A 25,545-nucleotide genomic window follows, 5' to 3' on the forward strand; every position below is an offset into this window, starting at 1 on the left:
GCCCGGATACCGGTTCACCCGGTAGTAGGTCTTCACGTGCTCGGTTTTGCGGTATAGGGACCTGGTCCGCTGGTCACGGCTTTCGCTGTCGGCCCGGGCTTCGGTGCCTTGCGTCGTTGTCATTGCGAGGGGAGAAAGGGCGAGAGCTCGCAGAAAATCGCGCCGTCGCACGTTGTTTTCGTGTTTATGTGCCATCCTTCTCCTCCGATCCCCGTCACGCTGGCAGGGCAAATGCCTCCGTCTCGATCTCGATGAACACGCGCCCAAGCCGACCAAGCTGTCTGTAGAATTCGCAATCGGCCGAACGCTCCAGATCCAGGAACAAGCGACCAAGCCACGGCTTCAGATGTGTTTCGAAAAACGCTGACTGAGCTTTGGCATCCGCTGTGCCGTAGGCGTGAAGGGCAAAACCGGCCATGACCTCGCACAGCAGCGCACCATGGTCCTCCGGTTCGGTATTTCCTTGGGCGCGCTCGATCCCGAGCCGGCGCAGGTCGCCACGCAACCGAGCTAGTGGGCGCTCGTTGATAAATCCGGTGAGATAATAAGAGGCATAAGGCAGAAGCTCGCTTCGACCAACGCCAATGAACAGCCGGAAATGATCCCGCTCTATCTCGTCAAGGTCGCTCTCACGCGCAACTGCAGCGAGAGCGCTATGCGCACGCCCAAGCTGGGTTCCGTCGCCCTCGATCGCTGCCAGTAGCCCCAGAAGCTCGCGGTCCGGCGGATGGAGGAGCAGCCTGGCGAGCAGGGCGTATTCCTGCGCACGAGCGCGGTCGACCTCGTCGTCAAAGCCCAAATTTAACCCTTTCCCGGCGGGAGCCTCATCCCAGCCCGGGGCCGAAAGAACTTGTGCTGTGGCGGCTCTCATCTCACCGCTCCAGTAGACACAAACGCGCTGAATGATGCGGTTTCCGCAATCTGCGCGACAGCCTCAACACGGTGGGAATTATGCGCAGGCATCGGTCCACCGCTTCGAGGCAGCGAGGCACCGTTTATGAAATGCGGCGACCCGCATCTGCCCGGATAAAACAGTCTACCTAAAAGCTTAAGACGTCAACTATTGTGTATAGGACTCCTTGCCCCTGGGGTGTCGGCCACGCGAGAAAAGCACTATCTTTCTTAAGAAAGACCAAGGAGGCGGTAGGTTGAGCAACCCGATGCCGCATCTCAGCATCCCAGCGGGGATCGTGGTGGAACGGCGCAAGGCCGCGTCGTCCTGGATCGATTTCACGTGGCGGCCAGTGTCGGTGCTCGTGGGCAAGCCGGCCGCCGAGCCCGGCACATGTCTCGGCGACGACGGAGAGTCCGCAACCTTCTATGCCGGCGCCGTATCGCTGGACCTCTATAGGACCGAAACCAGCCGCTACCGCGACAATCTCACGTCACCCCGGCCCTCCGTGTGGGTGGCGATTGTCGCAACTGACGGCGTTTCACTCTGCTCCGTCGTGGCGGCTACGATCGATCCTGCCGAAGGCGAGGCCCTTTCGGAGCCCGGCACCTTGGTGGAGGCTGTTCCTCTGCCGCATGCCATTGCCGACCAGATAGCTGAATTCGTGGCACGCCATCCGGTCGAGGACAGTTTCGTCAAACGCAAGCGAGATCGCGCCAACCCCGAAGCGCTGGCGCGCCGTCTGCCCACCCTCGAGAAGAACGATGACCGAGAATGAAGGCATATTCACGCGCTGGTCGCGCCTGAAGCGGAAGGCCACGGAAGGGTCGGCCGGCGAACCCGAACCGTCCGAAGTTGAGAACACTCCGAACCCGGCCGGGACGACCGCCACCGAGGAGGCTGCTGTCGACCTTTCGCAATTGCCGTCGCTCGATTCCATTGATGCAACCACCGATCTTCGCGGATTTCTCGCGGCTGGCGTTCCAACACACTTGCGCAACGCTGCTCTACGACGCGCTTGGTCTGCCGACCCTGCCATCCGCGATTTTATCGGCCCAAACGAGAATTTTTGGGACCATTCGACCGGAATTGTCCCCGGTTTCACGCAACTCGCATCAGATGCTTCTTCCCGGTTGCTTGCCCAGGTTCTCGACGAGGGGCCCGTCCAGGAATCGGGCAGCGAGCAAGCGACCGCTATCTCGGAAACGTCGACCCCCGCGCTGCCCTCCCGACCGGAACAACCTGACAATGCCGCTGGCGATGGAGCTGAGACGCCGCGCGATACATCCGAAGATGCAGCTACGCGGCGACCGGCCGACAACCGCCCCCGCCATCACGGCGGCGCCGTTCCGCATTTCGATCAGGAATGACTCTGCTATAAGGTCTCGACTTCAATGTCCGCCGCGACCGTCCTTGTCGGCATCGCGCGCCCGCAGGAAATCGTCGGTGGTGAGGATTGGCCGTCGCTGCGGCGCATTCGGATCGAAGCCCTCATGAACCATCGCCGTGGCGCGGCAATTCTCGCACATGCGCACCAGATCGATATGGCCGGCATTTTCGCCGCGGTACATCCAGTGCTTTTCCTCCAGTTTGGCCACGATGCGCTCGATGGTGCTCTTGGTCCCAAAGGGTGCGCCGCAGGAAATGCACAGGAACGGCTCTTCCTCTTTCAGGGTGCGGCGCGGAGCCTGCCAGGCTACGAAATCGAGGCCTGGATTGAGACTGATGGCGTCTTCCGGGCAGGTCGACTCGCAAAGCCCGCATTGTACGCAGGCGATCTCATCAAAGCGCAGCATGGGACGGTCCGGCTCGGCCGAAAGCGCTCCGGTCGGGCAAGCCGTGACGCACGAGTGGCATAGCGTGCAGCGCTCGACATCGAGCGTGACACTGCCGAAAGGCGCGCCATGCGGCAGAACAACTTGCTCAACCGGCGCGGGGGCCACTCGCCGCATTTCACTGAACGCTGTCTCCATGAGGCTACGACGGCCCCCGATTGGCAGGAAGGTGGAAGGCTCAGCAGCTTCGATCCCCGCAGGGATCGCATCAAGGCCGCCGCGCAGCTGTTCGGGATCATCTGTCTGAAGGATGCGGACGGCATCTTCGCCAAAGCCCATGGCGGCAATCGCTGTGCCCGTCCAGTCCACCAGGCGCCGCAGGCCCTCGATGTCATGATGGGGTCGATCGCGCGTCAGGAACACCGCGCCGACCCCGCCGTAGGCGAAGATCGAGGCGATGCTTTCCGGCCCGATCTGCGTAACCTCGTTGACGCGAAATGGAATAACATTGGCGGGCAGACCGTCGTAATAGCGGGCGAGGGCGTCGATCAGCGCTTCGCCGTGATCGCCATCATGGAAAAGAATGATGGCCTGTTTTCCGCCCGCGACGCGATAGGTCGCTAGCATGGTGCGCAGGCGCCCCGTCAAGCGGTCCGGCCCCGGCATCGCGTAGCTCGCAGCGCCTGTGGGGCACACGGCTGCACAAAATCCGCAGCCGCCGCAGATGGCCGGGTCGATAGCCACGACATCGCCACTGGGCGTAATGGCCCCAGTTGGACACAGATCGAGACAACGGTGGCAACCGACGATGCCTGAACGCGAGTGTGCACAGAGCGATGAATCGAAGCGGACGAAGATCGGCTTGTCGAAAGTTCCGACGAGATCGCTCGCCCTGAAGATTGCCCTTTCCACCGCGACAGGGTCGCGCGGATCGGCACGCAGATAGCCTGCACGTAGATCCGGCGCGGAGAAGAGCGGCGTATTGCCTGTCAAATCGAGGATGATGTCGCAGTTGGAAATCGCCCCATCACGCGGCTGACCGAAGCGCAATACGTCGCGCGAAGATGGAACAGGAAAGGCAAAGCCGTCTATCGTCAATTCGAAAGCGCCGAGATGCCCGTGCGCGGTGCGGATGTCGCCTTTGAGCACGGGAAAATCATTGACACGGCGTGGCACGACGTTTTCCGGGTGCGTAAGAAGCACGGTTATGTCGAGCCTGTCTGCAAGCCGACGACCGGCCTCGATCGCCACCTCGTCGCGACCATAGATCATGATGATGCCATCGCTCTCGAAAGTGATGGGGGCGAAGGGCTCTTCCGGCTGCGCACCGGCAAGCAGCGCGGCCGCCTTGGGTCCGGCCAGTTCGGCGGCATCCGACCAGCCGCCATTCTCCCGGATATTGGTGAAGATGAGGTCCGCGAAGGACGCTTCGGCGGCCACCTGGCGAAACAGCGGCGCCTCCTGCGTACAAGCCACCGTAATTGGTTCGCCGCGCGCAATCGCTTCTCTGAACAGCGGCAGGTCGGCGCCGCACAGCTGATCCGCCTTGGAACTACCGCACGAGCCGCACCCTCGTGCAATCGCCTCGCGGTCGAGGGGCATCGAGTTTTCGCAACTGCAGATCAAGAGATGCCTTTTCGCATCGCTCATTTCTGCTCCTCCGCGCTTCAGCGCGTCAACGGCCGTCGCCCGCCACGTTTTCCAGCTTATATTCCTATCCCGTGGCGAAGCTAAGAAAATAATGGCGCCGGCCGATCTGCGGTTATCCCACTTGCGGATGAGCCGGGGCCGTATTTTTCCAGGCGTTCCCCACCAGGTTGTGGCCTGGATTGCCGACGCGCGTACTGGATGTCGCGAAAGCCTGGTAAACTGGCTTCTGGATCGCGCCGAGAGCAAATAAGCCGGCAACAGCGATGATGATCGCGATAACCACTGCAGTGACAAAGGCTTTCATGACGTTGCTCCCACATGCGGTCTATTTCCAACTATGGACCATGCCCGCGACAAATCAAGAATTGCTTCGTGACCAGGGCAGCCCTCGGTAGAGTTGCGAGGTGGGTAGACAAGTGTTCTGACACGTCCGGCAAACGGGCGAGTTTCCCTGCCGGCACGTCCGCTAGCGAACCATTTGACAGCCGCGGCTTTGTTGCCGACAAGATAGCGTCAGGAGATGCCCATGACCGAGGGTCTGAGTGCCTGGCAGCTCATTGCGAGCGGTGACGCCGCACTGCTCGCCATCGTTCGGCTGTCACTTGTCGTCAGCCTGTCGGCCGTCACCTGTGCCGCCTTGCTGGGACTGCCGCTCGGCGCCTCGCTTGCTCTGACGCGCTTTCCCGGCCGGACCCTGCTCATTGTCCTCCTCAACGGATTCATGGGATTGCCGCCGGTCGTCGTCGGTCTTGCCGTGTTTTTGCTGCTTTCGCGCTCGGGGCCACTCGGCACCTTCGGCATCCTGTTTACGCCGCTGGCGATGATCATCGCGCAAGCTTTGCTCGTTCTGCCAATCATTGCCGCGCTGGCGCGGCAGACCATCGAGGATTTGTGGCGTGAATATCGCGACGAACTCACGGCGATGGATGTTGGACCCGTTGGGCGGATTGCAACGTTGCTCTGGGATAGCCGCTTCAGCCTACTGACGGCACTGCTTGCTGGCTTCGGACGCGCCATCGCTGAAGTTGGTGCGGTCATGATCGTCGGCGGCAACATCAATGGCTTCACCCGCACAATGACCACAGCCATTGCCCTGGAGACCTCCAAAGGCGACCTGCCGCTGGCCTTGGGGCTCGGCTATATCCTCATCGTCCTCGTCCTGGTCATCAACGCCGGAGCTTGGGGCTTGCGCGTATGGTCAGAGCAAAGGGCAAATGGCTGATGCGCGCGGCTCTCAGCGACCTTCCGCTGACGCTTGACGACGTTTCATTTCGCGCGGGCGGATCTGCGATCCTCGACCATGTCAGCTTGTCCATCGAGCCTGGTGCCCCGACACTGATCGTTGGCCCGAACGGGGCGGGAAAGAGTTCGCTGTTGCGCATCTGCATGGGGCTGGCCCGCCCCACCAGCGGCATTGTCACGTGGGGTGGCCGCACGGAGTCTCGTCCGCTCCGGCGCGCGTTCCTGTTCCAAAGACCGGTCATGCTCCGGCGCTCGGTCGCCGCCAACGTTGCTTATGGGCTGAGGCAAGCCGGTTATCCATATGGCTTGCGAAGGAATCGCGTCAGGGAACTGCTTGATCGTGTCGGCTTGCTCGATCACGCCGACCGCGCAGCACGTTCGCTCTCGGGCGGTGAGCAGCAAAAGCTCGCACTGGCACGTGCGCTTGCTCGCGACCCGGAACTGCTCTTCCTGGACGAACCCACGGCCAATCTCGACCCGGCCGCCACCCGAAGCGTTGAAGAGATCGTCCTTGGCGCATCCAATTCGGGGATCAAGGTCGTGATGTCCTCGCACGATCTCGGTCAGGTAAAGCGGTTGGCTGGGGAGGTTCTGCTTCTGGTACGCGGTGGCGTGCGAGAACGGGCAGCTGCCCCAGTCTTTTTCGACAGTCCATCAACCCCGGAGGCCGCCGCCTTTGTCCGTGGCGACCTTATTCTCTGACCCGCTGAACTGGAGATTTGCGATGTTGCGCCGAAGCTTCTTTTTCTGCCTATCCGGTCTGCTTATCCTCGCTGGCGCCATGTGGCCATCATTGGCCGAGGATCGCTCGATCATTGTCGCGTCAACCACCTCGACCCAGGATTCGGGCTTGTTCGGACATATCTTGCCGCTGTTCAAACAGAAAACCGGCATCGACGTGAAGGTGATAGCCCAGGGCACCGGTCAGGCGCTCGATACGGCGCGGCGGGGTGATGCGGACGTCGTGTTCGTTCACGCCAGGGCGCAGGAGGAGAAATTCCTCGAAGAGGGTTTTGGCGTGAAACGCTTCGACGTCATGTACAATGATTTCGTCCTGGTCGGCCCCAAGAGCGATCCGGCCGGAGTAGCAGGTTCCAAGGACATCACCGCTGCCTTCAAGGCCATCAAGGACAAACAGGCACCCTTCGTTTCTCGAGGCGACAAGTCCGGCACCCATCTGGCGGAGCTGAAGCTCTGGAAGGAGGCAGGCGTCGATCTCGATAGCGCAAAGGGCCCCTGGTATAGGGAGATCGGCCAAGGCATGGGGGCAGCACTCAACACCGCCGCGGCCATGAACGCCTATGTGCTGTCAGATCGAGGCACCTGGCTATCCTTCAAGAACCGCGGCGATCTCGACATTGTGGTCGAGGGCGACAAGCGGTTGTTCAACCAATACGGCGTGATGCTGGTCAATCCGGCCAAGCATCCCAATGTGAGAGTGGAACTCGGGCAGGCATTCGTTGATTGGCTGATTTCACCGGAGGGGCAAGCCGCAATCGCCGCCTACAAGATCGATGGCCAACAGCTCTTCTTTCCTAACGCCCACGGCTCATGATGAGCCTGATGCGCACGAGCTGATGTATGTTTGTAGGGCGGTTGAGACACCGTTCGGTCTTGACTAAGGCGGATCGCCCAAGTGTCAGTTTTTTTTGAAGTATGGGACATGTCGTACGCCGGCATTGGGCCACGTCACGACGATACTCGTACCGACCTGAAGGTCCGCTATTGAATGTCTGAGGTTTGAAGCTCCCAGTCCGCTAACGGTCCCAAATTTCTTCGCCCAGCGGTGGATAGTCTCGTAGGAAACGGCGCCGCGCTCCAAGGCCATCTCCTCCGCCAGCCGCAAGCTCGTGCCCCTTTCACAACACTGCGCATCCCAAAGCCGCGTTCACCGCCTGAATGCCATGGGCGTGTAAAAGGTCGTGGCCGGTACGCTAGCCTGAATAGAAGCATCCTCCCCAAACCCACGATTGAAGCAATTACCGTGACATCGCCCGATTGTGTGCGGCGGTGATCCCATTGCCGGTGCATGAGTATCGAAAGTCTCTTTTATTTTATAAAATGATATGTAGTGTCGAAAACGAAACGAGTCTGGGAGGAAGTGTCATGACCAAAGTCCGCGAAAACCATCGCGAGGATGTGGCCGGCCGCGCCAATGTCGAGGATACCCCCGAGCTGCTGGCTTATTATGATGAGCTGGAAAAGCATAAGGCCGGCGCTCTGTGGACTGTCGCCAACAAGATCGAGCCGTGGGAGCCGAAGTCGGCTTCGGTGCCGGTTCTCTGGCGCTATGCTGATCTGCGTGACCATGTGCTGCGTTCCGTCGATCTGGTCACGCCAGAAAAGGCCGGCCGTCGTGTGATCTATCTCAACAATCCCGGCCGTCAGGATGTCGCTGCCGCTGTCGGCTGGCTCTATTCGGGCTTGCAGGTGATGCATCCAGGTGAGGCGGCGTCCGCTCACGCGCATTCCGCATCCGCCTTGCGCTTCATCATGGAAGGTTCGGGAGCCTATACGATCGTAGACGGTCACAAGATGACGCTCGGCGCCAACGATTTCGTTCTGACGCCCAACGGTACCTGGCACGAGCACGGCATCTCTGAAGAGGGTACGCCGTGCATCTGGCAGGATGGTCTGGACATTCCGCTGGTCAACGCGCTCGAAGCCAATTTCTATGCCGTTCATGACGACCTGCGCCAGGCCGTCGGCCATCCCGTCAACGATATGACGGCGACTTGGGGCAATCCCGGGCTGCGGCCGGCGGAAGGCAAATGGGGGCATGCCTACTCGCCGCTCTTCAAATATGAATGGGCGCCGACCTATGAAGCGCTGAGCCGCTATGCGCCGGTGACCGACGGCTCGCCGTTCGACGGCGTGTTCATGAATTATGTGAATCCGCTCACCGGTGGGCCGGTGATGCAAACGATCGGCGCAGCCATGCAGATGCTGCGTGCGGGTGAAAAGACCAAGGCGCATCGCCACACCGGCAGCGTCCTCTATCAATGCGCCAAGGGCAGCGGTTATTCGATCATCAATGGCAAGCGCTTCGACTGGAAGGAGCGTGATATTTTCTGCGTGCCGTCCTGGGCGTGGCATGAGCATGCCAACGGCTCGGATCGCGACGACGCGTGCCTGTTCTCCTTCAACGACATGCCGGTCATGCAATCGCTCGGGCTCTATCGCGAGCAGGCCTTCACGGACAACGGCGGCCATCAGCCGATCAACGGCTAAAGAAAGGTATATAATGCGTCTTGTAACCTATCGAAGCGGTGTCGAAGCCGCGGCGCGGCTTGGAGTCATGCACGGCGATCTCGTCGTGGACGTCGCATGGCTGGGGGAATCCCTTGGTGTGGATCTGCCCGACACGATGCTGGGCCTGATCGATCTTGGCCCTGTCGGACTTGAGCGGCTTCGGGAAATATTGAGCGATTGTGAAGGTCGGTTTGCGGCGGGAACGGCCTTCCCGGTGGCAAATGTCAAACTGCTTGCGCCGATACCGCGCCCGCGCAAAAACATCTTCGGCATTGGTCTCAACTATGTGGAGCACGTGGCGGAATCGGCGAAATCTCTCGATACCTCCAAGGAGCTGCCTAAGCAGCCGGTCATCTTCTCCAAGCCGCCGACCACGGTTATCGGCCCCGGCGATGCGATCGAGCACAATGCGCGCATCACCCAGCAGTTGGACTGGGAAGTCGAACTGGCCGTCGTCATCGGTACGACCGCCAAGCGTGTGACCAAGGAAGACGCCCTCAACCACGTTTTCGGCTACAGCGTGATGATCGACGTCAGCGCGCGCGACAACCGCCGCGCCGGTCAGTGGATTTTCTCGAAGGGGCAGGACACCTATGCGCCCTTCGGTCCATGCATCGTGACCGCCGACGAGATTGCCGATCCGCAAGGTCTCGATCTGTGGCTGACGGTCAATGGCGTTGAAAAGCAACGCTCCAACACCCGTTTCATGCTCTTCGACGTCCCGACGCTGATTGCGGATATCAGCTCCGGCATGACGCTGGAGCCGGGCGACATCATCGCCACCGGCACGCCGGAAGGGGTTGGCGCGGGGCGCACGCCGCAGGAATGGATGTGGCCGGGCGATGTTGTCGAAGCAACGGTCCAGGGGATCGGAACGATCCGGCACCCGGTGGTCGCCGTCTGAGACGCGGATAAGAAACGCCGGAATATTTTCCAGTTCAGTTCAACAAGGGGAGATTGTTATGTCGCTGAAACTGACAAGGCGCAGCTTTATGGGAGTTCTTGCTGCGGGCACCGTCATGGCCTCTTTGCCGGCCATGGCACAGGATTCCCAGCCCGTCACCATCGGTCTGATCACCACCCTGTCGACGCCGGCCGGTTACATTGGCGAGGATATCCGCGACGCTTTCAATCTGGCGATCAAGGAAGACGGCGGCAAGCTCGGCGGCGTGCCGGTTACGTTGGCGGTCGAGGACGACGCGCTGAAGCCGGCTAACGGCAAGCAGATTGCCGACAAGATGGTTGCCGACGGCATCAAGCTTTACACGGGCATCAACTTCTCCAACGTCCTGGCGGCGGCGCTGCCGAGCGTCTTGAATGCGAACGCCTTTTACGTCAGCAACAATCCGGGACCGTCGACCTTCGCCGGCGAAAAATGCAACCCGAACTACTTCGTCGCTTCCTACCAGAACGACACGTTCCATGAGGCAGCGGGTCTCGGCGCGAACGAGCTCGGCTTCAAGAAGATGGTCATCCTTGCGCCGAACTATCAGGCCGGACGCGACGCGCTCGAGGGCTTCAAGCGCACATACAAGGGTGAAGTGATCGGCGAGATCTACACCAAGCTCGACCAGACGGACTTCTCCGTCGAGCTCGCCCGCATCAAGTCGTTGGCCCCGGACGCCATTTATCAGTTCCATCCAGGCGGCGCGGGCATCAATTTCGCCAAGCAATATGCCAATTCCGGTATGGCAGGCTCGATTCCGATGGTCATTCCGAGCTTTTCCATGGATGCCCGCATGATCTCGGCGACAGGCAATGCAGCCGAAGGCGTCTACGCCTCTGCGCTATGGACGACGGAAACGGACAATCCGGCTTCCAAGGGCTTCGTCGAAGCCTTCCGCAAGGACTACGGGCGCGATCCGACGATCTACGCGGCGCAGGCCTACGACACCGCGCATCTGATCGGCGCGGGCCTGAAGGCGGTCAATGGCGACCTGTCCAAGGAAGACGATTTCCGCAATGCGCTTCGCAAGGCCGATTTCACGGCGATCCGCGGCAACTTCAAGATGGGCCCCAACCAGCATCCGGTTCAGGACTATTACCTGACGAAGTTTGAAAAGAACGCGGATGGCAAGATCGTCCAGACGATCGTGAAGAAGGTCGCGTCCGACTACAGCGATGCCTACGCATCCAAGTGCGCGATGAAGTGACTGCTCCCTGAGCGTCTTGTTCCATCTGGGCGCTCCTAGTCTTCAACGCACGGCATCGACCCGAAAATCGCTTGCGGTTTTCGGGTCGAGGCCGTGCAGCCTGAACTTTCATGATGAGGACGGCGTATGCTGCTATTCATCGAACAGACGCTCAACGGCCTGCAATACGGAGCCATGCTTTTCATGCTGGCATCCGGCTTGACCCTGATTTTCGGCATCATGGGGGTGATCAACCTTACCCATGGCGCCTTTTACATGGTCGGGGCCTACTGCGCCGCCTTCGCCATATTGGGGACGGGAAGCTTTCTGGTCGGCATGGGCGCGGCCATCGTTGGCGCCGGTCTTTACGCGATGATGACCGAGCTTTCGGTCATTCAATGGCTCTATAAGCGCGACCACCTCTATCAGGTGCTGGCGACGCTTGGCCTGATCCTGTTCACGAACGAAGCGGTCAGCATGGTCTTCGGACGCCAGCCGCCTTTCGTGGACATCCCTTCCGCCTTGCAGGGCGCCGTGACGGTGTTTCCGGGGCTGGAATACCCGGTGATGCGTCTCACTTTCATCGCCGTTGGCGCGCTGGTCGCGGTTGGCCTGTGGTTTCTGGTCAATAGGACCCGCATCGGCATGCTGATCCGCGCAGGCGCGGACGATCGCGAAATGGTAGACGCGCTCGGCGTCAATGTCCGCCGCCTCTATACGGTTCTTTTCGGTCTGGGCGGTGCGCTCTGCGGGCTGGCTGGGGTCATGGCCGCACCGTTGCTGGCCATTGAAATCGGCATGGGCGAGCGGGTTCTCATCACCACCTTCGTTGTCATCGTCATTGGCGGCGTCGGCTCAGTCCGTGGCGCATTGGTGGGCGCTCTTCTGGTCGGCATGGTCGACAGCATGGGCCGCGCCTACCTCCCGCAATTGATGCAACTGCTGTTGCCGCCTGCGGCCGCCGACACGCTGAGTGCCGGGCTCGTCTCGGCCAGCATCTATGTGTTGATGGCCATCGTACTTCTGTTTCGCCCCTTGGGCCTGTTGCCGGCGAGGAGCTGACCGATGCAGCCTACCAGATCTGCAATCATTGTTATCGGCCTGATCGTCTTTGCGCTGGTTCCGCTCCTGTCCGGGTTCACGGGCAACAGCGCGATTGAAGGCCTGGCGACGCGGATCGTGATCTATGCGATCGCCGCGGTGAGCCTCGACCTCATTATCGGTTACGGGGCGCTGGTCAGCTTCGGCCATGCCATGTTCTTCGGCCTGGGCGGCTATGTCGTCGGCATCATCGCTTATCACACCAATATGGGGGAGCCGCTCTTCGGCTGGGACGGATCCAACGCCGCCCTCGTGGTCTGGCCCATTGCCTTGATCGTCTGTGCCGCGCTCGCCGTCGTCGTCAGCTGGCTTGCGCTCAAGACGGCAGGCGTCCAGTTCATCATGATCACGCTCGCCTTCGCCCAGATGGTGTTCTTCATCCTCGTTTCGCTCCAGACCTATGGCGGCGACGACGGTCTGCTGATCGATGAGCGCAACACACTGCCTCTCATCGACATCGGCAACGGGACCACGTTCTATTATCTGTGCCTGCTTTTGCTGGTCCTCTGGACGATGTTTTGCACGATGATCGTAAACTCCCGTTTCGGCCTTGTTTTTCAGGCCTTGCGGCAGAGTGAGCGGCGCGCCGTCAATCTTGGCGTCCGGCCTTTGAACTTCCGGATGGCCGCATTTGTCATCTCCGCCCTTGGTACCGGGCTGGCGGGCATTCTTTGGGCCAATTATGCGCTGTTCGTCACCCCCGATATGGCGGCGTGGTCGAAATCCGGCGAGTTCATGGCGATCGTGGTCCTTGGCGGCCTCGGCACGCTGATCGGGCCGATCGCCGGCGCTGCCGTCTTCATCATCCTCGAGCAAGTCCTTTCCGGCTGGACCGAACACTGGATGATCGTCATGGGACCGATCCTCACTTTGATCGCGCTGTTCGGACAACAGGGCATGCTGGGCCGTCTATTAGGGAACCGCCATGGCTGACCAAAAGAATTCGGTTCTGATCCTCGAGGACCTGCACAAGAAGTTCGGGGCGCTGGTCGCCACCAACGGCGTCAGCCTGGATGTGCGTCAAAGCGAGCTTCACGCGCTTATCGGCCCCAACGGTGCTGGGAAGTCCACCTTGATCGCGCAGATCTGCGGCGAGATTTCCCCCGACTCCGGCCGCATCCTGTTCGATGGACAGGACATCACCCGGCTGCCCGCCTATAAGCGGGCGCGGATGGGCATGGGTCGCTCCTTCCAGCTTACCCAGCTCTGCTCCGACTTCACGGCCATGGAGAACGTGCTTCTGTCGCTGGAGGCGAAAGGCGGCGGCTCGGCGGATATTTTCAGGAATCCGCGCCGCAATGCGGACAACCGGAAGATCGCCAGAACATGGCTGGAACGGGTGGGCCTCGGTGAGCACGAAAACCGTGTCGTTGCCAGCCTTGCGCATGGCCAGAGACGGCAGCTCGAAATCGCGGTCGCTCTCGCCCGCGATCCACGGCTCATCCTGCTTGACGAGCCGATGGCCGGAATGGGCCCCGAAGAATCCGCGTCGCTGACTGCACTTCTACAAAGCCTGAAGCGGGACTATCCGATCCTTCTGATCGAGCATGACATGGATGCGGTTTTTGCCCTGGCCGACCGGATCAGCGTTCTCGTCTACGGCAAGATCATCTTCACCGGAACGGCAAGCGAGATCCGCGCTCACCCGGAAGTCAGGGCCGCATATCTGGGGGAGGAAGCCTGATGCTGACGCTCGACAAACTGCAGGCCGGATACGGTCAGGCGCGCGTGCTGTTCGACATGTCGTTTGAAGCGAAGGCGGGCGAAATCATCTCGCTGATCGGGCGCAACGGCATGGGCAAGTCCACCACCGTCAAATCGATCATGGGTATGATCAAGCCGACAGGCGGAACGGTCAGATTTGGCGATACCGTCATCAATCGCATGCCGCTCAACGCCATAGCGCGGCTTGGCATCGGACTGGTGCCCGAAGGGCGGCGCGTGTTTGGCTCGCTGAGCGTTGAGGAAAATCTGGTGGCGACGGCCCGACCCGGCTCATGGACCCTGCAGCGCGTGGTGCAGCTTTTCCCGCGGCTTGAAGAGCGCAAGCGTCAGCTGGCGCGTACCCTGTCAGGCGGCGAGCAGCAGATGCTGGCAATCGGGCGCGCGCTGCTGACCAATCCCAAGCTGCTCATTCTCGATGAAGCGACGGAAGGGCTTGCGCCGATCATCCGCGCTGAAATCTGGCGCTGCCTGCATGAGCTGAAAAATATCGGCCAGACGATCCTGGTCATCGACAAGAACCTGGCGGAAATGGCCACTTTGGTGGACCGCCACAACATCGTCGATAAGGGCCGCGTGGTCTGGACGGGAAGTCCTGCCGAACTCACCGCCGACAAGGAACTCTCGCACCGCTATTTGGGAATTTGACGATGGGGGATTTCACCTATCAGGGCTACGACAACGCGGCTTTGGATGTTCAGTACAATGCGCGCGCCAGCGTTGCGTCCTTCGACGATGAGTATGCAAGGCTGGTCGAAGTCAGCAAGCGCGTGATGAAGGATTTTGAGCATCAGGCGGGGATTGTCTATGACCCGGCGAGCGGCGAAACGCTCGATTTCTATCCGGCCGGCGAGGGCGCGCCGCTGTTCGTCTGGATACACGGCGGTTACTGGCGCGGGGGCAATGCGGCGGACAATGCATTTTCTGTGCCGGGCCTGCACTCCCACGGATTCTCGGTGGCGGTCATTGACTACACGCTCGCACCGGCCGTCACACTGGACGAGATTGTCCGGCAGATCCGCACCGCCATCTCATTCCTGCATCGCAATCGCGGCCGCTTGAAGATCGGAGCGGATTCCTTTGTTGTCGGAGGCACGTCGGCGGGCGGTCACCTCACTGCGATGCTGTTGGCCGATGGCTGGCAGAATACGTTCGGGGTGCCGCAGGATATCGTCGCCATCGGGCTGGACCTTTCCGGCCTGCACGACCTCGCCCCCTTACTCCACACGCATATCAATGCGTGGATGAATTTCGACGACGCCATGGTGGCGCGCAACAGCCCGCAATTTCTGATTCCGCAAACGTCACCTGCCCATCTGATCGCATCGGTGGGCGGGCTTGAAACGAAGGAATTTTGCCGCCAGACCACCGCCTATGCGGCTGCCTGGCGGCAGGCAGGACATGCGGCTACCGTCGTCGACATGCCGGACCACAATCACTTCGATTTACCTCTGACGCTCCGCGAGCCGGACGGAAAGCTCGTGCGCGCGATTGTGGAAGCCTATGCCATTGATCGAGAAGGAAGTCGTAAATGAGCAAGCCCTGGAAAGCCGCCGTCGCGCAAATCGCCTCCATCCCCGACGACTCGGTTGCCTCGGCATGCAAGGCAGCCGACGCCATTCGTAAGGCGGCGGGCGAGGGAGCCCGGCTCATCGTCTTCCCTGAAGCCTTTCTGGGCGGCTACCCGAAAGGTGCCTCCTTCGGTTGCCCCATCGGCGTGCGCAAGCCAGAAGGGCGCGAGGCCTATCTCCACTATTACAATGCGGCCATCGACCTTGCAGGCGAAGAAGTGGAGATCATCGCCGAAGCCACGGCCGAAACCGATACATTCATCGTCATCGGATGCATCGAACGCGATGGCGGAACCCTCTATTGCACGGCGCTGTTCTTCGACGGCGCGCGCGGCCTCATCGGCAAGCACCGCAAGCTGATGCCGACAGCAGGCGAGCGTCTTATCTGGGGCTTCGGCGACGGTTCGACCATGCCGGTTTTCGACACGCCGATGGGGCGTGTCGGCGCCGTCATCTGCTGGGAGAACTATATGCCGATGCTACGCATGCACATGTATTCGCAGGGCATCAGCATCTATTGCGCGCCGACTGCGGACGACCGCGACACATGGGTTCCTTCCATGCAGCACATTGCGCTCGAAGGTCGCTGCTTCGTGCTGACTGCGTGCCAGCACATTACACGCGGCGCCTATCCCGCCGATCATGAATCGTCGCTCGGCGACGAGCCAGATACGGTCATGATGCGTGGCGGCAGCGCGATCATCAGCCCACTCGGCAAGGTACTCGCTGGTCCAGACTTCAACGGCGAGACGATCCTCTATGCCGAGATTGATCCCGACGACGTGCAGCGCGGCAAGTTCGATTTCGACGTTAGCGGCCACTATGGGCGTCCGGACATCTTCCAGCTCACCGTCGACGACCGACCCAAGAATACGGTCAATCCGCTGTCTCGCACCGGAAAAGAGTAACAGCATGCGTTTCGATATGAACAGGCTCTCCGGTCAGGAGCGCTACAAGATACTGGCGTCGACCATCGTTCCGCGACCGATCGCCTGGATCACCAGCATTTCCGCTGACGGTGTCCGCAATGCCGCGCCGTTCAGCTTTTTCAACATGATGGGCAATACGCCGCCGACGGTCGCAATCGGCCTCATGCCGCAAGATGGCCGCCTGAAGGACACGGCGGCCAATATTCTCGCGACCGGGGAGTTCGTCATCAATCTCGTCGACGAGCAGAATGCCGAGGCGATGAACCTCACCTGCATCGACGCGCCCGCCAATATCGACGAAATCGATCTGGCGCGGCTTCCAGTCCTGCCTTCGGAAACGGTGGCACCGCCCCGCATCGCGTCGGCACCCGTCTCGATGGAATGCCGGATGCTGAGTTCGGTCGTGACCGGCCCGCTTCAGACCATCGTCGTCGGACTGGTGAACATGGTGCACATCCGCGACGAGTTTGTGCTGGATGCGGAGCGTTGCTATATCGACACGCCAAGACTTGGACTGGTTGCCCGCATGCACGGAAGCGGCGGTTATCTGCGCTCGGGAGACTATTTCCAGATCGATAGGCCGACATGGAAAGAGTATACGGAAGGCAAGGCTGACCGACCCAAACCATCGCCTGTCTGATTTTTGAAGGAATACGGACCGTTCCGGTGCTGCGATGACTCTAGCTGAAACTGCCTATTTTAGTCTGCGCAACGACATATTGCATGGACGGCTCATTCCCGGTCAGCCGCTTCGGCTGGAATTTCTGAAAAAGCAGTATGGCCTCAGCTTTTCTCCGTTGCGTGAAGCGCTGAACCGACTTCATGCCGAGAGACTGGTGGTCAACCATCCGCCGCGCGGTTTCACCGTCGCGCCGGTTTCGCCAGCGGAAATGCAGGATGTGATGAGCGTGCGTATCCTCATTGAAAGCGAGGCGCTGCGCCTGTCGATCGAAAAGGGCGGCGACGATTGGGAGACGGATGTAGTCGCGGCCTTTCACAGGCTCGATCTGCAGTCGCGCCGGATGAAGGATGCGGAGGGCGCGGCCGATGACGATGCACTCATGCAGTTTGAAACGCGCCATCATGAATTCCATCGAGCGCTGCTGACGGCCTGCGGTTCGCCGCGCTTGCTCGCCTTGTTCGAACAGCTTTACGCGGAAACGCAACGCTATCGCTTGCCTAGTTTCCGCGGCGAAGGCCATGCATCCTCGGCGCGCGATCTGTCCGTCGAGCACAGCAACATCATGGAAGCCGCGCTGGCACGGCGGGCGGACACTGCGGTCGATCTGCTGCGCGTACATTACAATCGAACGGCAGCCTATATTATCAACGCAAGCTAACAATTTTGCAGCCGGCTTTCGCCATCGCAGTCAATGATCGCCTCCCGATTCGTCTGGCTGCCATCGATGACAATACGATCGGGTCGGCCGCGCCGCCGCAGAGCTTTGCCAAGAAAGCGTTTGGCAGCCAGCAGATCGCGATGTTCGCTGAAGAAGAATTCGACCGTGTTACGGAGGCTATCGATGGCGTGCTATAGGTACATCCATCGACCACGAACCTTCACATAGGTCTCGTCGACATGCCATTTACGCGTGACAGGTCGTTTGCGAAGGTTGAACCGTTCGAGCAACAGCGGTGAGAACCGGATAGTCCATCGGTGGATGGTGGAATGGTCGACGTGAACACCGCGCCCGGCCATCATTTCTTCCAGGCCCCGATGGCTGAGACTGTAAGTCAGATACCAGCGTAGACACAGCAGATCACCGAATGGTCGAATTGGCGGCCTGAAAACGTGAACGTGCTCCTTTGGAGGAACTCTCATGCCGTAGTCGAGGTTGACGATCGGTTTGCGAAAGCCTCATCGGGTCCTTCAGGTCCGGCGCCGCAGTTGCCGACGGCCGGAGCCAAGGTTGCCCTTGCAGCTTGCCCGCCACCATTTTCCCGCTCCCTCACTCACACCGGATTCGAATAACTAACGGCAAAGCGACATTTTCGGCAAAGCTTTCGATCAACGCCTCGGTTGACATTGATTACAAGCGCGAGATTTCACTCTCGAATGACGATCGTTCGGGAGGAAGCGGTCAATGCCCCGCAAAGAAATAATAGACGCCATGAGGAAGTACACGGATCCGTTCCGTGTCACCAAGGGCAAGGACTTTCGCCTGAACGACTTCGATCCCGGCGACACGCTGGGGCTCAAAATGGACAAGCAGGAAGCGGCGCAACTTCTTGAGCGGGGTTCGGAATGGCTCGCGATGGAGCAAGATATTCTCTACGCGCAGGATTCCTGGTCCTTGCTGCTTGTGTTCCAGGCGATGGACGCGGCGGGAAAGGACGGGACGATCAAGCACGTCATGTCACGCGTCAATCCGCAGGGGTGCGACGTCGTCTCGTTCAAGCAGCCCTCGCACAAGGAACTCTCTCACGATTTCCTGTGGCGCTACTCCAAAAAAGTGCCGCAGCGCGGACGGATAGGCATCTTCAATCGCTCATATTACGAGGAAGTGCTGGTGGTGCGCGTGCATCCAGAGTTGCTCGACGCGCAAAATATCCCACCGGAGTTTCTCGGGAAAAACGTGTGGGAGGAGCGCCTCGCCGACATTATCAGCTTTGAGGACTACCTATCGCGCCAGGGCGTGGTCATCCTGAAATTCTACCTGAACCTGTCGTATGGGGAGCAGAAGAAGCGCTTTCTCGCTCGCCTCGACAAGCCTGACAAGAACTGGAAATTCTCCGCATCCGACGTTCGCGAGCGGCGATACTGGAAAGACTACATGCATGCCTATGACGAGGCAATCCGGGCTACCTCATCTCAAGCCGCACCGTGGTTTATCGTTCCTGCCGACAACAAATGGTTCACACGCCTGGTCGTCGCGGCAGCGATTGTCGAGGCAGTCGAGAAGCTCGACCTCGCATATCCCAAGGTCACATCGGCGCAGATGAAGGATCTCTGTGCGGCGCGTGAGGAACTCGAAGCGGAGCGCTAGACAAGACGAGACCCACATGTCGACGTCAATTGCGATTCTCGGCGGGGTTGGGTTTGTCCTGCTCAGAATGACGGTAGTGACCGACGGATTGAAGGCGCTTGGGGGATCTGCCCTGCGCCTTCCCCAGGTGCTCAGCCTCGTGGTCGGCGACAGTTTCGGCGCCGCAACGAGCTCGATTGTGGCAGCCATGCAGACGTTCGGCCGGATCGTACATCACGCCGGGCATTCGGGCACGCTTCTCCACGGTGGCGGCGAGCATGATGACCTGGGCCTGCGACGCCAACCAGGAAGCACCAGGAGGAACGAATATGTGCTCAGCTGAGAGCACGGCTTCGGAAACAGAGCTGTTGCCGTGGCATGCGATGCAGGTGGAACAGGTCGAAAGCCAGCTTCGCGTCGATCCGCGGCGCGGCCTCGATGCCGCAGAGGCGGCCGAGCGGCTGAAGATCTATGGGCCCAACCGCCTGCCCCAAGGCAAGAAGCGCGGGCCGCTGGCGCGGTTTTTCGCCCAGTTCAACAACATACTCATCTACGTCCTGCTCACGGCCGGCTTCATCAAACTCATGCTTAGCCTGTGGCTCGATGCCTCGATCATCTTCGCCGTCGTTGTTCTCAACTCGCTGCTTGGTTTTCTGCAGGAGGGCCGGGCCGGAAAAGCCCTCGATTCGATCCGTAATATGCTGTCTGCGGAGGCGCGCGTGTTGCGCGGCGGGGCGGTGCGCCTGATTGCGGCCGAAGATCTTGTGCCGGGCGACGTCGTGCTCTTGGAATCGGGCGACAAGATCCCGGCGGACATGCGTCTCATCGACGCCAAGAATCTGCGGACGGAGGAGGCGGCGTTGACCGGCGAATCCGTTCCGGCCGAGAAGACCGTCGCTCCGGTATCCGCCAAAGCTACCGTTGGCGACCGTGAGAACATGGCATTCTCCGGCACCGTGGTGGTGTCGGGCCGGGCGACCGGCGTGGTCGTGGCGACCGGGAGCCAGACGGAGCTCGGCCGCATCAGCCAGATGCTTGCCACAGTTAGCCCGCTTGAGACGCCGCTCCTGCGGCAGATCAAGAAGTTCGGCTACGTTATCACGGCCGCCATCGCCATTATCAGCGTGCTGCTCTTCGCCTGGGGGCACTGGCTCGGGCACATGACCTTCGTCGAACTGTTCCAAGCGGTTGTCGGCATCGCGGTGTCGCTGATCCCGGAAGGGCTGCCGGCGCTTATCACGATCACGCTCGCCATTGGTGTGCAGCGCATGGCCCAGCGCAACGCCATCATCCGCCGCCTGCCGGCGGTCGAGACGCTGGGGTCCGTCTCACGCATCTGTTCGGACAAGACCGGCACGCTGACCCTGATGGAGATGATGGCGACCTCCGTCGTCACGGCAGATGCCGTCTATGAGGTCACAGGCGAGGGCTATGCGCCCGACGGCGAGGTCAAGGCGGGTGGCAAACCGGTCGACACCACGCGGGAGGTGCTGATGCTAATGGGCCGCTTGTCCCTCCTGTGCAACGACGCCCAGCTCGTTAAGGAGGAGGGAAAATGGAAGATAGAAGGAGACCCGACCGAGGGCGCGCTCTATCCGTTCGCGAGCAAGCTCGGCATGGACCGCGCCACAGAGTCTGCGGCCGCGCCGCGGATTGATGCGATCCCGTTCGAATCCGAGCACAAGTTCATGGCAACGCTAAACCGGTCGGCGGACGGCGAAATGCTGCTGGTCAAGGGTGCGCCGGAGGTGATCCTGGACCATTGCGACCGGCAACAGACGGCAAATGGACCGGCGCCGCTCGATCGTGACCGCTTCACGCGGGAGGGCGACCGACTTGCCGCACAGGGCGAGCGCGTGCTGGGCCTGGCTTGGCTGCCAGACCCGGGTCTTGAGGCCGGTAGCCTCGGGCCGGAGGACCTGCCGAGAAGCCTGGTGCTGCTCGGCCTCGTCGGCCTCATGGACCCGCCGCGCAAAGAGGCTGTCGACGCCGTACGGGAATGCCACGGCGGCGGTATCCGTGTGACAATGATCACGGGCGATCACAAGATCACCGCCGCGGCAATCGCGAAGATGCTAGACATCGGTGACGGCAAAACGGCCGTGGCAGGCACCGAGATCGAGGCGATGAACGATGCGGCGCTGCAGGAATGCGTGCGCGATGTTGACGTCTTCGCCCGCGCCAGCCCCGAGCACAAGCTCAGGCTCGTCAAGGCGATCCAGGCCAACCGTCAGATCGTCGCTATGACCGGGGACGGTGTCAACGACGCACCGGCGCTCAAGAAGGCTGATATTGGCGTCGCCATGGGTATCAAGGGCACCGAGGTAACCAAGGAGGCGGCGGGGATGGTCCTCGCCGACGACAATTTTGCGTCGATCTCCGCGGCGGTGAAGGAGGGCCGCACGGTCTACAACAACATCGAGAAGGCTATGCTTTTCCTGCTGCCGACAAACGTTGCCCAGGGCGCGGTGATCGCGATCGCCATCCTGTTCGGCTTCACGCTGCCGATAACCGCGCCGCAGGTGCTGTGGGTAAACATGGTCACCTCGGTCGCGCTCGGCCTCACCATCTCGTTCGAGCCGCATGAGGCGGATGTGATGCGGCGGCCGCCGCGCTCGGTCGATCGGCCGATCGTCACTGGCTTCGGAATCTGGCGCATTCTCTTTGTTGGCGCTGCGCTCGTGCTCTACACGCTCGCGGCCTTCTTCTGGATGAAGGCGCATGGCGCTTCGGACCAGTTGGCGCGTACGGCTGCTGTTAACGCCATCACGCTGGGGCAGGTCTATTATCTTCTAAACAGCCGCTACCTGCTCGACTCATCCCTGTCTTTGCGCGCCCACATGGGCAATCCCTTTCTCTGGTATGGCATCGTCGGAGTTGTGGTGTTGCAGTTTCTCTTCACCTATGCGCCGCCGTTCCACGCGATCTTCGACACTGAGGCCCTACCTCTGTCGGTCTGGCTCTGGCTCATCGGCGGGGGGCTCGTCTTCTTCTTTGTAGTGGAGATCGAGAAGCTCATCATCCGCTCCGTGCCAGCGCTGAGAACCGCAGCGACCGGGCAGTAAGGTGAGCAATCGCCACCGACGCGTACACGGCAATTTACTCAACAAAAGAACCTTCCCGCTTCGGTCAACCGAACGCTGTGCTTTCTGAACAGCACGACCTTGCCATGCTGCATTGTGCAGATGCGGTCGCCGATGCGCATCGCCTGGTCGAGCCTTGGCCGACGAAGATCACCGTGCGGCTGATTTTCCGCCGATCTCGACGGAGCCCCAGATCGGCTCGATCAGGTCGACTTGCCGAAACCAGACAGGCCCATGATGACGAAAGTCTCGCCGGCCGTGATGTCGAAGCCTGCGTCGTCGACACCGATGGTACAACCGGTGGACGGCTCGGTTTCGATTTCGAACAGGCAGGGCGGGACAAGCTCCATCCTAAACCAAAGTAGCCGTTCCAGGCACGCTGGCTCGTGTTACGTTGCGTAAGCGGACTGCTTACGCATGGCTACGCGCGTGCTTCGCGTCCGGGGAGAGGCCACTGCAAAGACACGGGTGCCTCAATCGTAGCCAGGCGTTTGCCATAAGGGAGGTTGCGAATGATCAAGTCCTATCTTGCCTCGGCAGTTCTTCTGGCGGCGATGGCCGCGCCCGCTTCCGCCGCCGGCATATCGGACGGGAAGGTCAAGATCGGCATCTTGAACGACCAGTCGGGGGTCTACGCCGACTTTGGCGGCAAGTGGTCGGTCGAGGCCGCCAAGATGGCGGTCGAGGATTTTGGCGGCAAGGTGCAAGGTGCGCCTATCGAGGTGATCGACGCCGACCACCAGAACAAGCCCGACATCGCCGCCAGCATCGCGCGCCAATGGTATGACACCGAGCAGGTGGATGCGATCATGGAACTGACCACGTCGTCCGTGGCGCTGGCGGTGCAGGACATCTCCAAGGAAAAGAAGAAGATCGACATCGTCACGGGCGCGGCGACCACCGATCTTACAGGAAAGCAGTGTTCGCCCTACGGCTTCCACTGGGCCTATGACACGCATTCGCAGGCGGTCGGGACCGGCGGCGCGCTGGTCGAGCAGGGTGGTGACAGCTGGTATTTCATCACGGTCGACTATGCCTTCGGATATTCGCTCGAAGAGCAGACCGCCAAATATGTGAAAGCCCATGGCGGCAAGGTGCTCGGCGAAGTGCGCTATCCGCTCGGTGCAACCGACTACTCGTCCTTCCTGCTGCAGGCTCAATCGTCGGGTGCCAAGATCATCGGCCTTGCCAATGCCGGCCTCGACACCTCCAACTCGATCAAGCAGGCAGCTGAGTTTGGCATTGTCCAGGGCGGGCAGCGTCTGGCGGCGCTGCTGTTCACTTTGTCTGAAGTGCACGGGCTCGGCCTGAAAGCAGCGCAGGGCGTGGTGCTGACGGAAGGCTACTACTGGGACCGCGACGATAAGAGCCGCGAGTTCGCCGAGCGCTTCTTCGAGCGCACCGGCCGGATGCCTAACATGATCCAGGCCGGCACCTATTCCGCCGTGCTCCAATATCTGAAGGCGGTCGACAGGGCCGGCACCGATGATGCCGAGGCGGTGGCCAAGGAACTCCACGAAATGCCGGTCAATGATGTCTTCGCCAGCAACGGCAAGGTGCAGGCCGATGGCTCGATGGTCCACGACATGTACCTCTACCAGGTCAAGAAGCCGGAAGAGAGCAAAAAGGACTGGGATTACTACAGCTATCTGGCGACGATCCCCGGCGACCAGGCATTCCTGAAGGCCGAGGAAAGTGGCTGCCCGCTCGTCTCCAAGTGAGCGCTGGAGCCACCGTGGCCGACGAACCATGCATGGACTCTACCGAGCCTCGGGTGGTGCTTTCCGCCCGCGGGCTGCGGCGTGTATTTGGCGGTTTTGTCGCCGTCGACAATGTCGACCTCGATGTCCATCACGCCCGCATCCATGCCTTGATCGGCCCCAACGGGGCCGGCAAGACAACTGTCTTCAACCTGCTGACCAAATTCCTGGAACCGACCAGCGGCCGCATAGAACTGCTCGGCCACGACATCACCCGCATGCCGCCGGCGGCGGTGGCGCGGATGGGGTTGGTGCGTTCCTTCCAGATCTCGGCGATCTTCCCGCATCTCACGGTGCTCGACAATGTGCGGGTCGCCTTGCAGCGCCCGGCCGGGCTCAGCGCGCAGTTCTGGCGGCCGCTTTCGGCGCTCGACCGGCTGACGCCGCGCGCCGAGGAACTGCTGGACGCCGTCGGCCTTGCCGATGCCCGCAACAAGCTTGCTGCTGACCTTTCCTATGGCCGTAAGCGCGTACTCGAGATCGCCACCACTCTGGCGCTCGACCCCAAGGTGCTGCTGCTGGACGAGCCGATGGCCGGCATGGGGCACGAAGACGTTGGCATGGTCTCTACCCTCATTCGCTCGGTGGCCAGGGACCGCGCGGTGCTGATGGTCGAGCACAACCTCTCGGTAGTGGCCGACCTGTCGGACTGGATCACCGTCATGCAGCGCGGCAAGGTGCTTGCAACCGGCGACTATCCTACCGTCGCCGCCGACGAGCGGGTCAAGGTTGCCTACATGGGCATGGAGGAAGGCTGATGGCGGGCGCAGCACCGTTGCTCAGCGTGCGTGGCCTGAACGCCTGGTACGGCGAGAGCCACGCGCTGCACGGCGTCGATATCGACGTCCATCGCGGTGAGACGGTGACGCTGCTCGGCCGCAACGGCGTCGGCAAGACCACGACGCTGCGCGCCATCATGGGGCTGATCCGCAAGCGTACCGGCGAGATCGCTTTCGATGGGCAGGACCTGATGCGGTTGCCTCTGCACCGCACCGCGCATGCCGGCATCGGCTTCGTGCCGGAGGAACGCGGCATCTTCGCCACGCTCACCGTCGATGAGAACCTCCTCCTGCCACCCGTCGTGGCCAAGGGGGCATGAGCACGGAGGAAATCTTCGCGCTGTTTCCGAACCTCAAGGAACAGCGCAACAGCCAGGGCACGAAACTTTCGGGTGGCGAGCAGCAGATGCTGGCCATCGCGCGCATGCTGCGTACCGGCGTCACAATGCTCCTGCTCGACGAGCCGACGGAAGGGCTGGCGCCGGTCATCGTGCATCAGATCAGCGAGCTTCTGATGACACTGAAGGCACGTGGCATGACCGTCCTGCTGGTCGAACAGAATTTTCGTTTTGCCAGCCGGGTCGCGGACCGCTTCTATTTGATGGAGCACGGCAAGGTGGTGAGCGGCTTCCCGGTCGAGGAATTGTCGGTGCATATGGATGAACTGCACGACGTTCTGGGGGTCTGAGGC

24 protein-coding genes and 3 pseudogenes are annotated in these 25,545 nt (G+C 61.0%); 22 read left to right on the forward strand and 5 right to left on the reverse strand.

All coding sequences use genetic code 11. The annotated features are described in order from the left end of the window. Window positions 1–214: 214 nt before the first annotated feature. Window positions 215–871, reverse strand: coding sequence for a TorD/DmsD family molecular chaperone (locus M2281_RS11050; protein ID WP_280821229.1), 657 nt, complete (start codon window positions 869–871; stop codon window positions 215–217). A gap of 277 nt (window positions 872–1,148) precedes the next feature. Here M2281_RS11050 and M2281_RS11055 point away from each other — a divergent pair, with 277 nt between their 5' ends. Together M2281_RS11055 and M2281_RS11060 are read left to right on the forward strand one after the other, a co-directional pair. Further along, window positions 1,149–1,670 carry a DUF3305 domain-containing protein gene (locus tag M2281_RS11055; protein WP_280821230.1) on the forward strand — a complete coding sequence of 174 codons (522 nt, stop codon included), beginning with the start codon at window positions 1,149–1,151 and terminating at the stop codon, window positions 1,668–1,670. Further along, complete coding sequence (locus M2281_RS11060) at window positions 1,657–2,262, forward strand: DUF3306 domain-containing protein (RefSeq protein WP_280821231.1); 606 nt, start codon at window positions 1,657–1,659, stop codon at window positions 2,260–2,262. Before M2281_RS11055 ends, M2281_RS11060 begins: the two co-directional genes overlap by 14 nt. Before the next feature lie 21 nt (window positions 2,263–2,283). Here the strand turns inward: M2281_RS11060 and M2281_RS11065 are convergent, their stop codons facing one another. Continuing rightward, complete coding sequence (locus tag M2281_RS11065) at window positions 2,284–4,317, reverse strand: 4Fe-4S binding protein (RefSeq protein WP_280821834.1); 2,034 nt, start codon at window positions 4,315–4,317, stop codon at window positions 2,284–2,286. A gap of 526 nt (window positions 4,318–4,843) precedes the next feature. Here M2281_RS11065 and M2281_RS11070 point away from each other — a divergent pair. From M2281_RS11070 to M2281_RS11080, 3 genes are all read left to right on the forward strand, one after another. Next, window positions 4,844–5,539, forward strand: a complete 696-nt coding sequence (locus tag M2281_RS11070) for an ABC transporter permease (RefSeq protein WP_280821232.1) — start codon at window positions 4,844–4,846, stop codon at window positions 5,537–5,539. Beyond that, the gene (locus tag M2281_RS11075; protein ID WP_280821233.1) at window positions 5,539–6,261 is read left to right on the forward strand and encodes an energy-coupling factor ABC transporter ATP-binding protein; all 723 of its coding nucleotides are present in this window, start codon (window positions 5,539–5,541) and stop codon (window positions 6,259–6,261) included. Before M2281_RS11070 ends, M2281_RS11075 begins: the two co-directional genes overlap by 1 nt. A gap of 79 nt (window positions 6,262–6,340) precedes the next feature. Beyond that, a complete protein-coding gene (locus M2281_RS11080; protein ID WP_280821835.1) occupies window positions 6,341–7,114 on the forward strand; it encodes an extracellular solute-binding protein in 774 nt (257 codons plus the stop codon). Window positions 7,115–7,324: 210 nt separating this feature from the next. Here the strand turns inward: M2281_RS11080 and M2281_RS11085 are convergent. Then, window positions 7,325–7,408 (reverse strand): annotated as a pseudogene (locus M2281_RS11085) (IS6 family transposase); the annotation flags it as partial. A gap of 257 nt (window positions 7,409–7,665) precedes the next feature. Here M2281_RS11085 and M2281_RS11090 point away from each other — a divergent pair. The 11 genes from M2281_RS11090 to M2281_RS11140 all read left to right on the forward strand — a co-directional run bounded on the left by M2281_RS11090 (window position 7,666) and on the right by M2281_RS11140 (window position 17,606). Then, window positions 7,666–8,790, forward strand: coding sequence for a cupin domain-containing protein (locus tag M2281_RS11090; RefSeq protein WP_280821234.1), 1,125 nt, complete (start codon window positions 7,666–7,668; stop codon window positions 8,788–8,790). Window positions 8,791–8,803: 13 nt separating this feature from the next. Continuing rightward, window positions 8,804–9,715 carry a fumarylacetoacetate hydrolase family protein gene (locus M2281_RS11095; RefSeq protein ID WP_280821235.1) on the forward strand — a complete coding sequence of 304 codons (912 nt, stop codon included), beginning with the start codon at window positions 8,804–8,806 and terminating at the stop codon, window positions 9,713–9,715. A 58-nt stretch (window positions 9,716–9,773) separates the two neighbouring features. Further along, window positions 9,774–10,964, forward strand: a complete 1,191-nt coding sequence (locus M2281_RS11100; protein WP_280821236.1) for an ABC transporter substrate-binding protein — start codon at window positions 9,774–9,776, stop codon at window positions 10,962–10,964. 126 nt (window positions 10,965–11,090) lie between these two features. Continuing rightward, window positions 11,091–12,005, forward strand: coding sequence for a branched-chain amino acid ABC transporter permease (locus M2281_RS11105; RefSeq protein WP_280821237.1), 915 nt, complete (start codon window positions 11,091–11,093; stop codon window positions 12,003–12,005). A gap of 3 nt (window positions 12,006–12,008) precedes the next feature. Next, window positions 12,009–12,977, forward strand: a complete 969-nt coding sequence (locus M2281_RS11110; protein ID WP_280821238.1) for a branched-chain amino acid ABC transporter permease — start codon at window positions 12,009–12,011, stop codon at window positions 12,975–12,977. Next, complete coding sequence (locus tag M2281_RS11115) at window positions 12,970–13,728, forward strand: ABC transporter ATP-binding protein (RefSeq protein WP_280821239.1); 759 nt, start codon at window positions 12,970–12,972, stop codon at window positions 13,726–13,728. Before M2281_RS11110 ends, M2281_RS11115 begins: the two co-directional genes overlap by 8 nt. Beyond that, the gene (locus M2281_RS11120; RefSeq protein WP_280821240.1) at window positions 13,728–14,414 is read left to right on the forward strand and encodes an ABC transporter ATP-binding protein; all 687 of its coding nucleotides are present in this window, start codon (window positions 13,728–13,730) and stop codon (window positions 14,412–14,414) included. The genes M2281_RS11115 and M2281_RS11120 overlap by 1 nt, the downstream gene beginning before the upstream one ends. A 2-nt stretch (window positions 14,415–14,416) precedes the next feature. Beyond that, on the forward strand, window positions 14,417–15,301 hold the full coding sequence (locus M2281_RS11125; protein WP_280821241.1) for an alpha/beta hydrolase: 885 nt from the start codon (window positions 14,417–14,419) through the stop codon (window positions 15,299–15,301). Further along, entirely contained in the window at window positions 15,298–16,245 is a 948-nt protein-coding gene (locus M2281_RS11130; protein WP_280821242.1) for a carbon-nitrogen hydrolase family protein, read from the forward strand. Before M2281_RS11125 ends, M2281_RS11130 begins: the two co-directional genes overlap by 4 nt. Before the next feature lie 4 nt (window positions 16,246–16,249). After that, window positions 16,250–16,906 carry a flavin reductase family protein gene (locus M2281_RS11135; RefSeq protein WP_280821243.1) on the forward strand — a complete coding sequence of 219 codons (657 nt, stop codon included), beginning with the start codon at window positions 16,250–16,252 and terminating at the stop codon, window positions 16,904–16,906. Between the two features lie 34 nt (window positions 16,907–16,940). After that, window positions 16,941–17,606 (forward strand): GntR family transcriptional regulator, encoded by a 666-nt coding sequence (locus tag M2281_RS11140; RefSeq protein ID WP_280821244.1) that lies wholly within the window; start codon window positions 16,941–16,943, stop codon window positions 17,604–17,606. 2 nt (window positions 17,607–17,608) lie between these two features. On the opposite strand, the pseudogene M2281_RS11145 reads toward M2281_RS11140, so the two are convergent. Further along, window positions 17,609–18,030 (reverse strand): annotated as a pseudogene (locus M2281_RS11145) (IS6 family transposase); the annotation flags it as partial. 347 nt (window positions 18,031–18,377) lie between these two features. Here M2281_RS11145 and M2281_RS11150 point away from each other — a divergent pair. Genes M2281_RS11150 through M2281_RS11160 form a run of 3 tightly spaced genes read left to right on the forward strand, consistent with a single transcriptional unit; the run spans window position 18,378 to window position 22,297 of the window. Next, the gene (locus tag M2281_RS11150) at window positions 18,378–19,253 is read left to right on the forward strand and encodes a polyphosphate kinase 2 family protein (protein ID WP_280821836.1); all 876 of its coding nucleotides are present in this window, start codon (window positions 18,378–18,380) and stop codon (window positions 19,251–19,253) included. 16 nt (window positions 19,254–19,269) lie between these two features. Next, window positions 19,270–19,575, forward strand: a complete 306-nt coding sequence (locus tag M2281_RS11155; RefSeq protein WP_280821880.1) for a hypothetical protein — start codon at window positions 19,270–19,272, stop codon at window positions 19,573–19,575. Next, complete coding sequence (locus M2281_RS11160) at window positions 19,562–22,297, forward strand: cation-transporting P-type ATPase (protein WP_280821245.1); 2,736 nt, start codon at window positions 19,562–19,564, stop codon at window positions 22,295–22,297. The genes M2281_RS11155 and M2281_RS11160 overlap by 14 nt, the downstream gene beginning before the upstream one ends. A gap of 221 nt (window positions 22,298–22,518) precedes the next feature. On the opposite strand, the gene M2281_RS29195 is transcribed toward M2281_RS11160, so the two are convergent. After that, a complete protein-coding gene (locus M2281_RS29195) occupies window positions 22,519–22,665 on the reverse strand; it encodes a hypothetical protein (protein ID WP_425537733.1) in 147 nt (48 codons plus the stop codon). 162 nt (window positions 22,666–22,827) lie between these two features. On the opposite strand from M2281_RS29195, the gene M2281_RS11170 reads away from it, so the two are divergent. The 3 genes and pseudogenes from M2281_RS11170 to M2281_RS11180 all read left to right on the forward strand — a co-directional run bounded on the left by M2281_RS11170 (window position 22,828) and on the right by M2281_RS11180 (window position 25,542). Beyond that, window positions 22,828–24,036 (forward strand): ABC transporter substrate-binding protein, encoded by a 1,209-nt coding sequence (locus M2281_RS11170; RefSeq protein WP_280821246.1) that lies wholly within the window; start codon window positions 22,828–22,830, stop codon window positions 24,034–24,036. Window positions 24,037–24,068: 32 nt separating this feature from the next. Then, entirely contained in the window at window positions 24,069–24,833 is a 765-nt protein-coding gene (locus M2281_RS11175) for an ABC transporter ATP-binding protein (protein WP_280821247.1), read from the forward strand. Then, window positions 24,833–25,542 (forward strand): annotated as a pseudogene (locus M2281_RS11180) (ABC transporter ATP-binding protein). The gene M2281_RS11175 and the pseudogene M2281_RS11180 overlap by 1 nt, the downstream one beginning before the upstream one ends. Window positions 25,543–25,545 lie beyond the last annotated feature (3 nt).

Origin of the sequence: Pseudaminobacter soli (ex Li et al. 2025) (assembly GCF_029892515.1) — a bacterium.
In the GTDB taxonomy this organism is placed as follows: Bacteria; Pseudomonadota; Alphaproteobacteria; order Rhizobiales; family Rhizobiaceae; genus Pseudaminobacter; species Pseudaminobacter soli_A.

What these genes read in the sequence shown, in the direction of transcription:
- M2281_RS11050 (WP_280821229.1), bottom strand. Translation starts at nt 871, where the DNA reads ATGAGAGCCGCCACAGCACAAGTTCTTTCGGCCCCGGGCTGGGATGAG.
- M2281_RS11060 (WP_280821231.1), top strand. Translation starts at nt 1,657, where the DNA reads ATGACCGAGAATGAAGGCATATTCACGCGCTGGTCGCGCCTGAAGCGG.
- M2281_RS11065 (WP_280821834.1), bottom strand. Translation starts at nt 4,317, where the DNA reads ATGAGCGATGCGAAAAGGCATCTCTTGATCTGCAGTTGCGAAAACTCG.
- M2281_RS11070 (WP_280821232.1), top strand. Translation starts at nt 4,844, where the DNA reads ATGACCGAGGGTCTGAGTGCCTGGCAGCTCATTGCGAGCGGTGACGCC.
- M2281_RS11075 (WP_280821233.1), top strand. Translation starts at nt 5,539, where the DNA reads ATGCGCGCGGCTCTCAGCGACCTTCCGCTGACGCTTGACGACGTTTCA.
- M2281_RS11080 (WP_280821835.1), top strand. Translation starts at nt 6,341, where the DNA reads ATGTGGCCATCATTGGCCGAGGATCGCTCGATCATTGTCGCGTCAACC.
- M2281_RS11090 (WP_280821234.1), top strand. Translation starts at nt 7,666, where the DNA reads ATGACCAAAGTCCGCGAAAACCATCGCGAGGATGTGGCCGGCCGCGCC.
- M2281_RS11095 (WP_280821235.1), top strand. Translation starts at nt 8,804, where the DNA reads ATGCGTCTTGTAACCTATCGAAGCGGTGTCGAAGCCGCGGCGCGGCTT.
- M2281_RS11100 (WP_280821236.1), top strand. Translation starts at nt 9,774, where the DNA reads ATGTCGCTGAAACTGACAAGGCGCAGCTTTATGGGAGTTCTTGCTGCG.
- M2281_RS11105 (WP_280821237.1), top strand. Translation starts at nt 11,091, where the DNA reads ATGCTGCTATTCATCGAACAGACGCTCAACGGCCTGCAATACGGAGCC.
- M2281_RS11110 (WP_280821238.1), top strand. Translation starts at nt 12,009, where the DNA reads ATGCAGCCTACCAGATCTGCAATCATTGTTATCGGCCTGATCGTCTTT.
- M2281_RS11115 (WP_280821239.1), top strand. Translation starts at nt 12,970, where the DNA reads ATGGCTGACCAAAAGAATTCGGTTCTGATCCTCGAGGACCTGCACAAG.
- M2281_RS11120 (WP_280821240.1), top strand. Translation starts at nt 13,728, where the DNA reads ATGCTGACGCTCGACAAACTGCAGGCCGGATACGGTCAGGCGCGCGTG.
- M2281_RS11125 (WP_280821241.1), top strand. Translation starts at nt 14,417, where the DNA reads ATGGGGGATTTCACCTATCAGGGCTACGACAACGCGGCTTTGGATGTT.
- M2281_RS11130 (WP_280821242.1), top strand. Translation starts at nt 15,298, where the DNA reads ATGAGCAAGCCCTGGAAAGCCGCCGTCGCGCAAATCGCCTCCATCCCC.
- M2281_RS11135 (WP_280821243.1), top strand. Translation starts at nt 16,250, where the DNA reads ATGCGTTTCGATATGAACAGGCTCTCCGGTCAGGAGCGCTACAAGATA.
- M2281_RS11140 (WP_280821244.1), top strand. Translation starts at nt 16,941, where the DNA reads ATGACTCTAGCTGAAACTGCCTATTTTAGTCTGCGCAACGACATATTG.
- M2281_RS11150 (WP_280821836.1), top strand. Translation starts at nt 18,378, where the DNA reads ATGAGGAAGTACACGGATCCGTTCCGTGTCACCAAGGGCAAGGACTTT.
- M2281_RS11155 (WP_280821880.1), top strand. Translation starts at nt 19,270, where the DNA reads ATGTCGACGTCAATTGCGATTCTCGGCGGGGTTGGGTTTGTCCTGCTC.
- M2281_RS11160 (WP_280821245.1), top strand. Translation starts at nt 19,562, where the DNA reads ATGTGCTCAGCTGAGAGCACGGCTTCGGAAACAGAGCTGTTGCCGTGG.
- M2281_RS29195 (WP_425537733.1), bottom strand. Translation starts at nt 22,665, where the DNA reads ATGGAGCTTGTCCCGCCCTGCCTGTTCGAAATCGAAACCGAGCCGTCC.
- M2281_RS11170 (WP_280821246.1), top strand. Translation starts at nt 22,828, where the DNA reads ATGATCAAGTCCTATCTTGCCTCGGCAGTTCTTCTGGCGGCGATGGCC.
- M2281_RS11175 (WP_280821247.1), top strand. Translation starts at nt 24,069, where the DNA reads ATGGACTCTACCGAGCCTCGGGTGGTGCTTTCCGCCCGCGGGCTGCGG.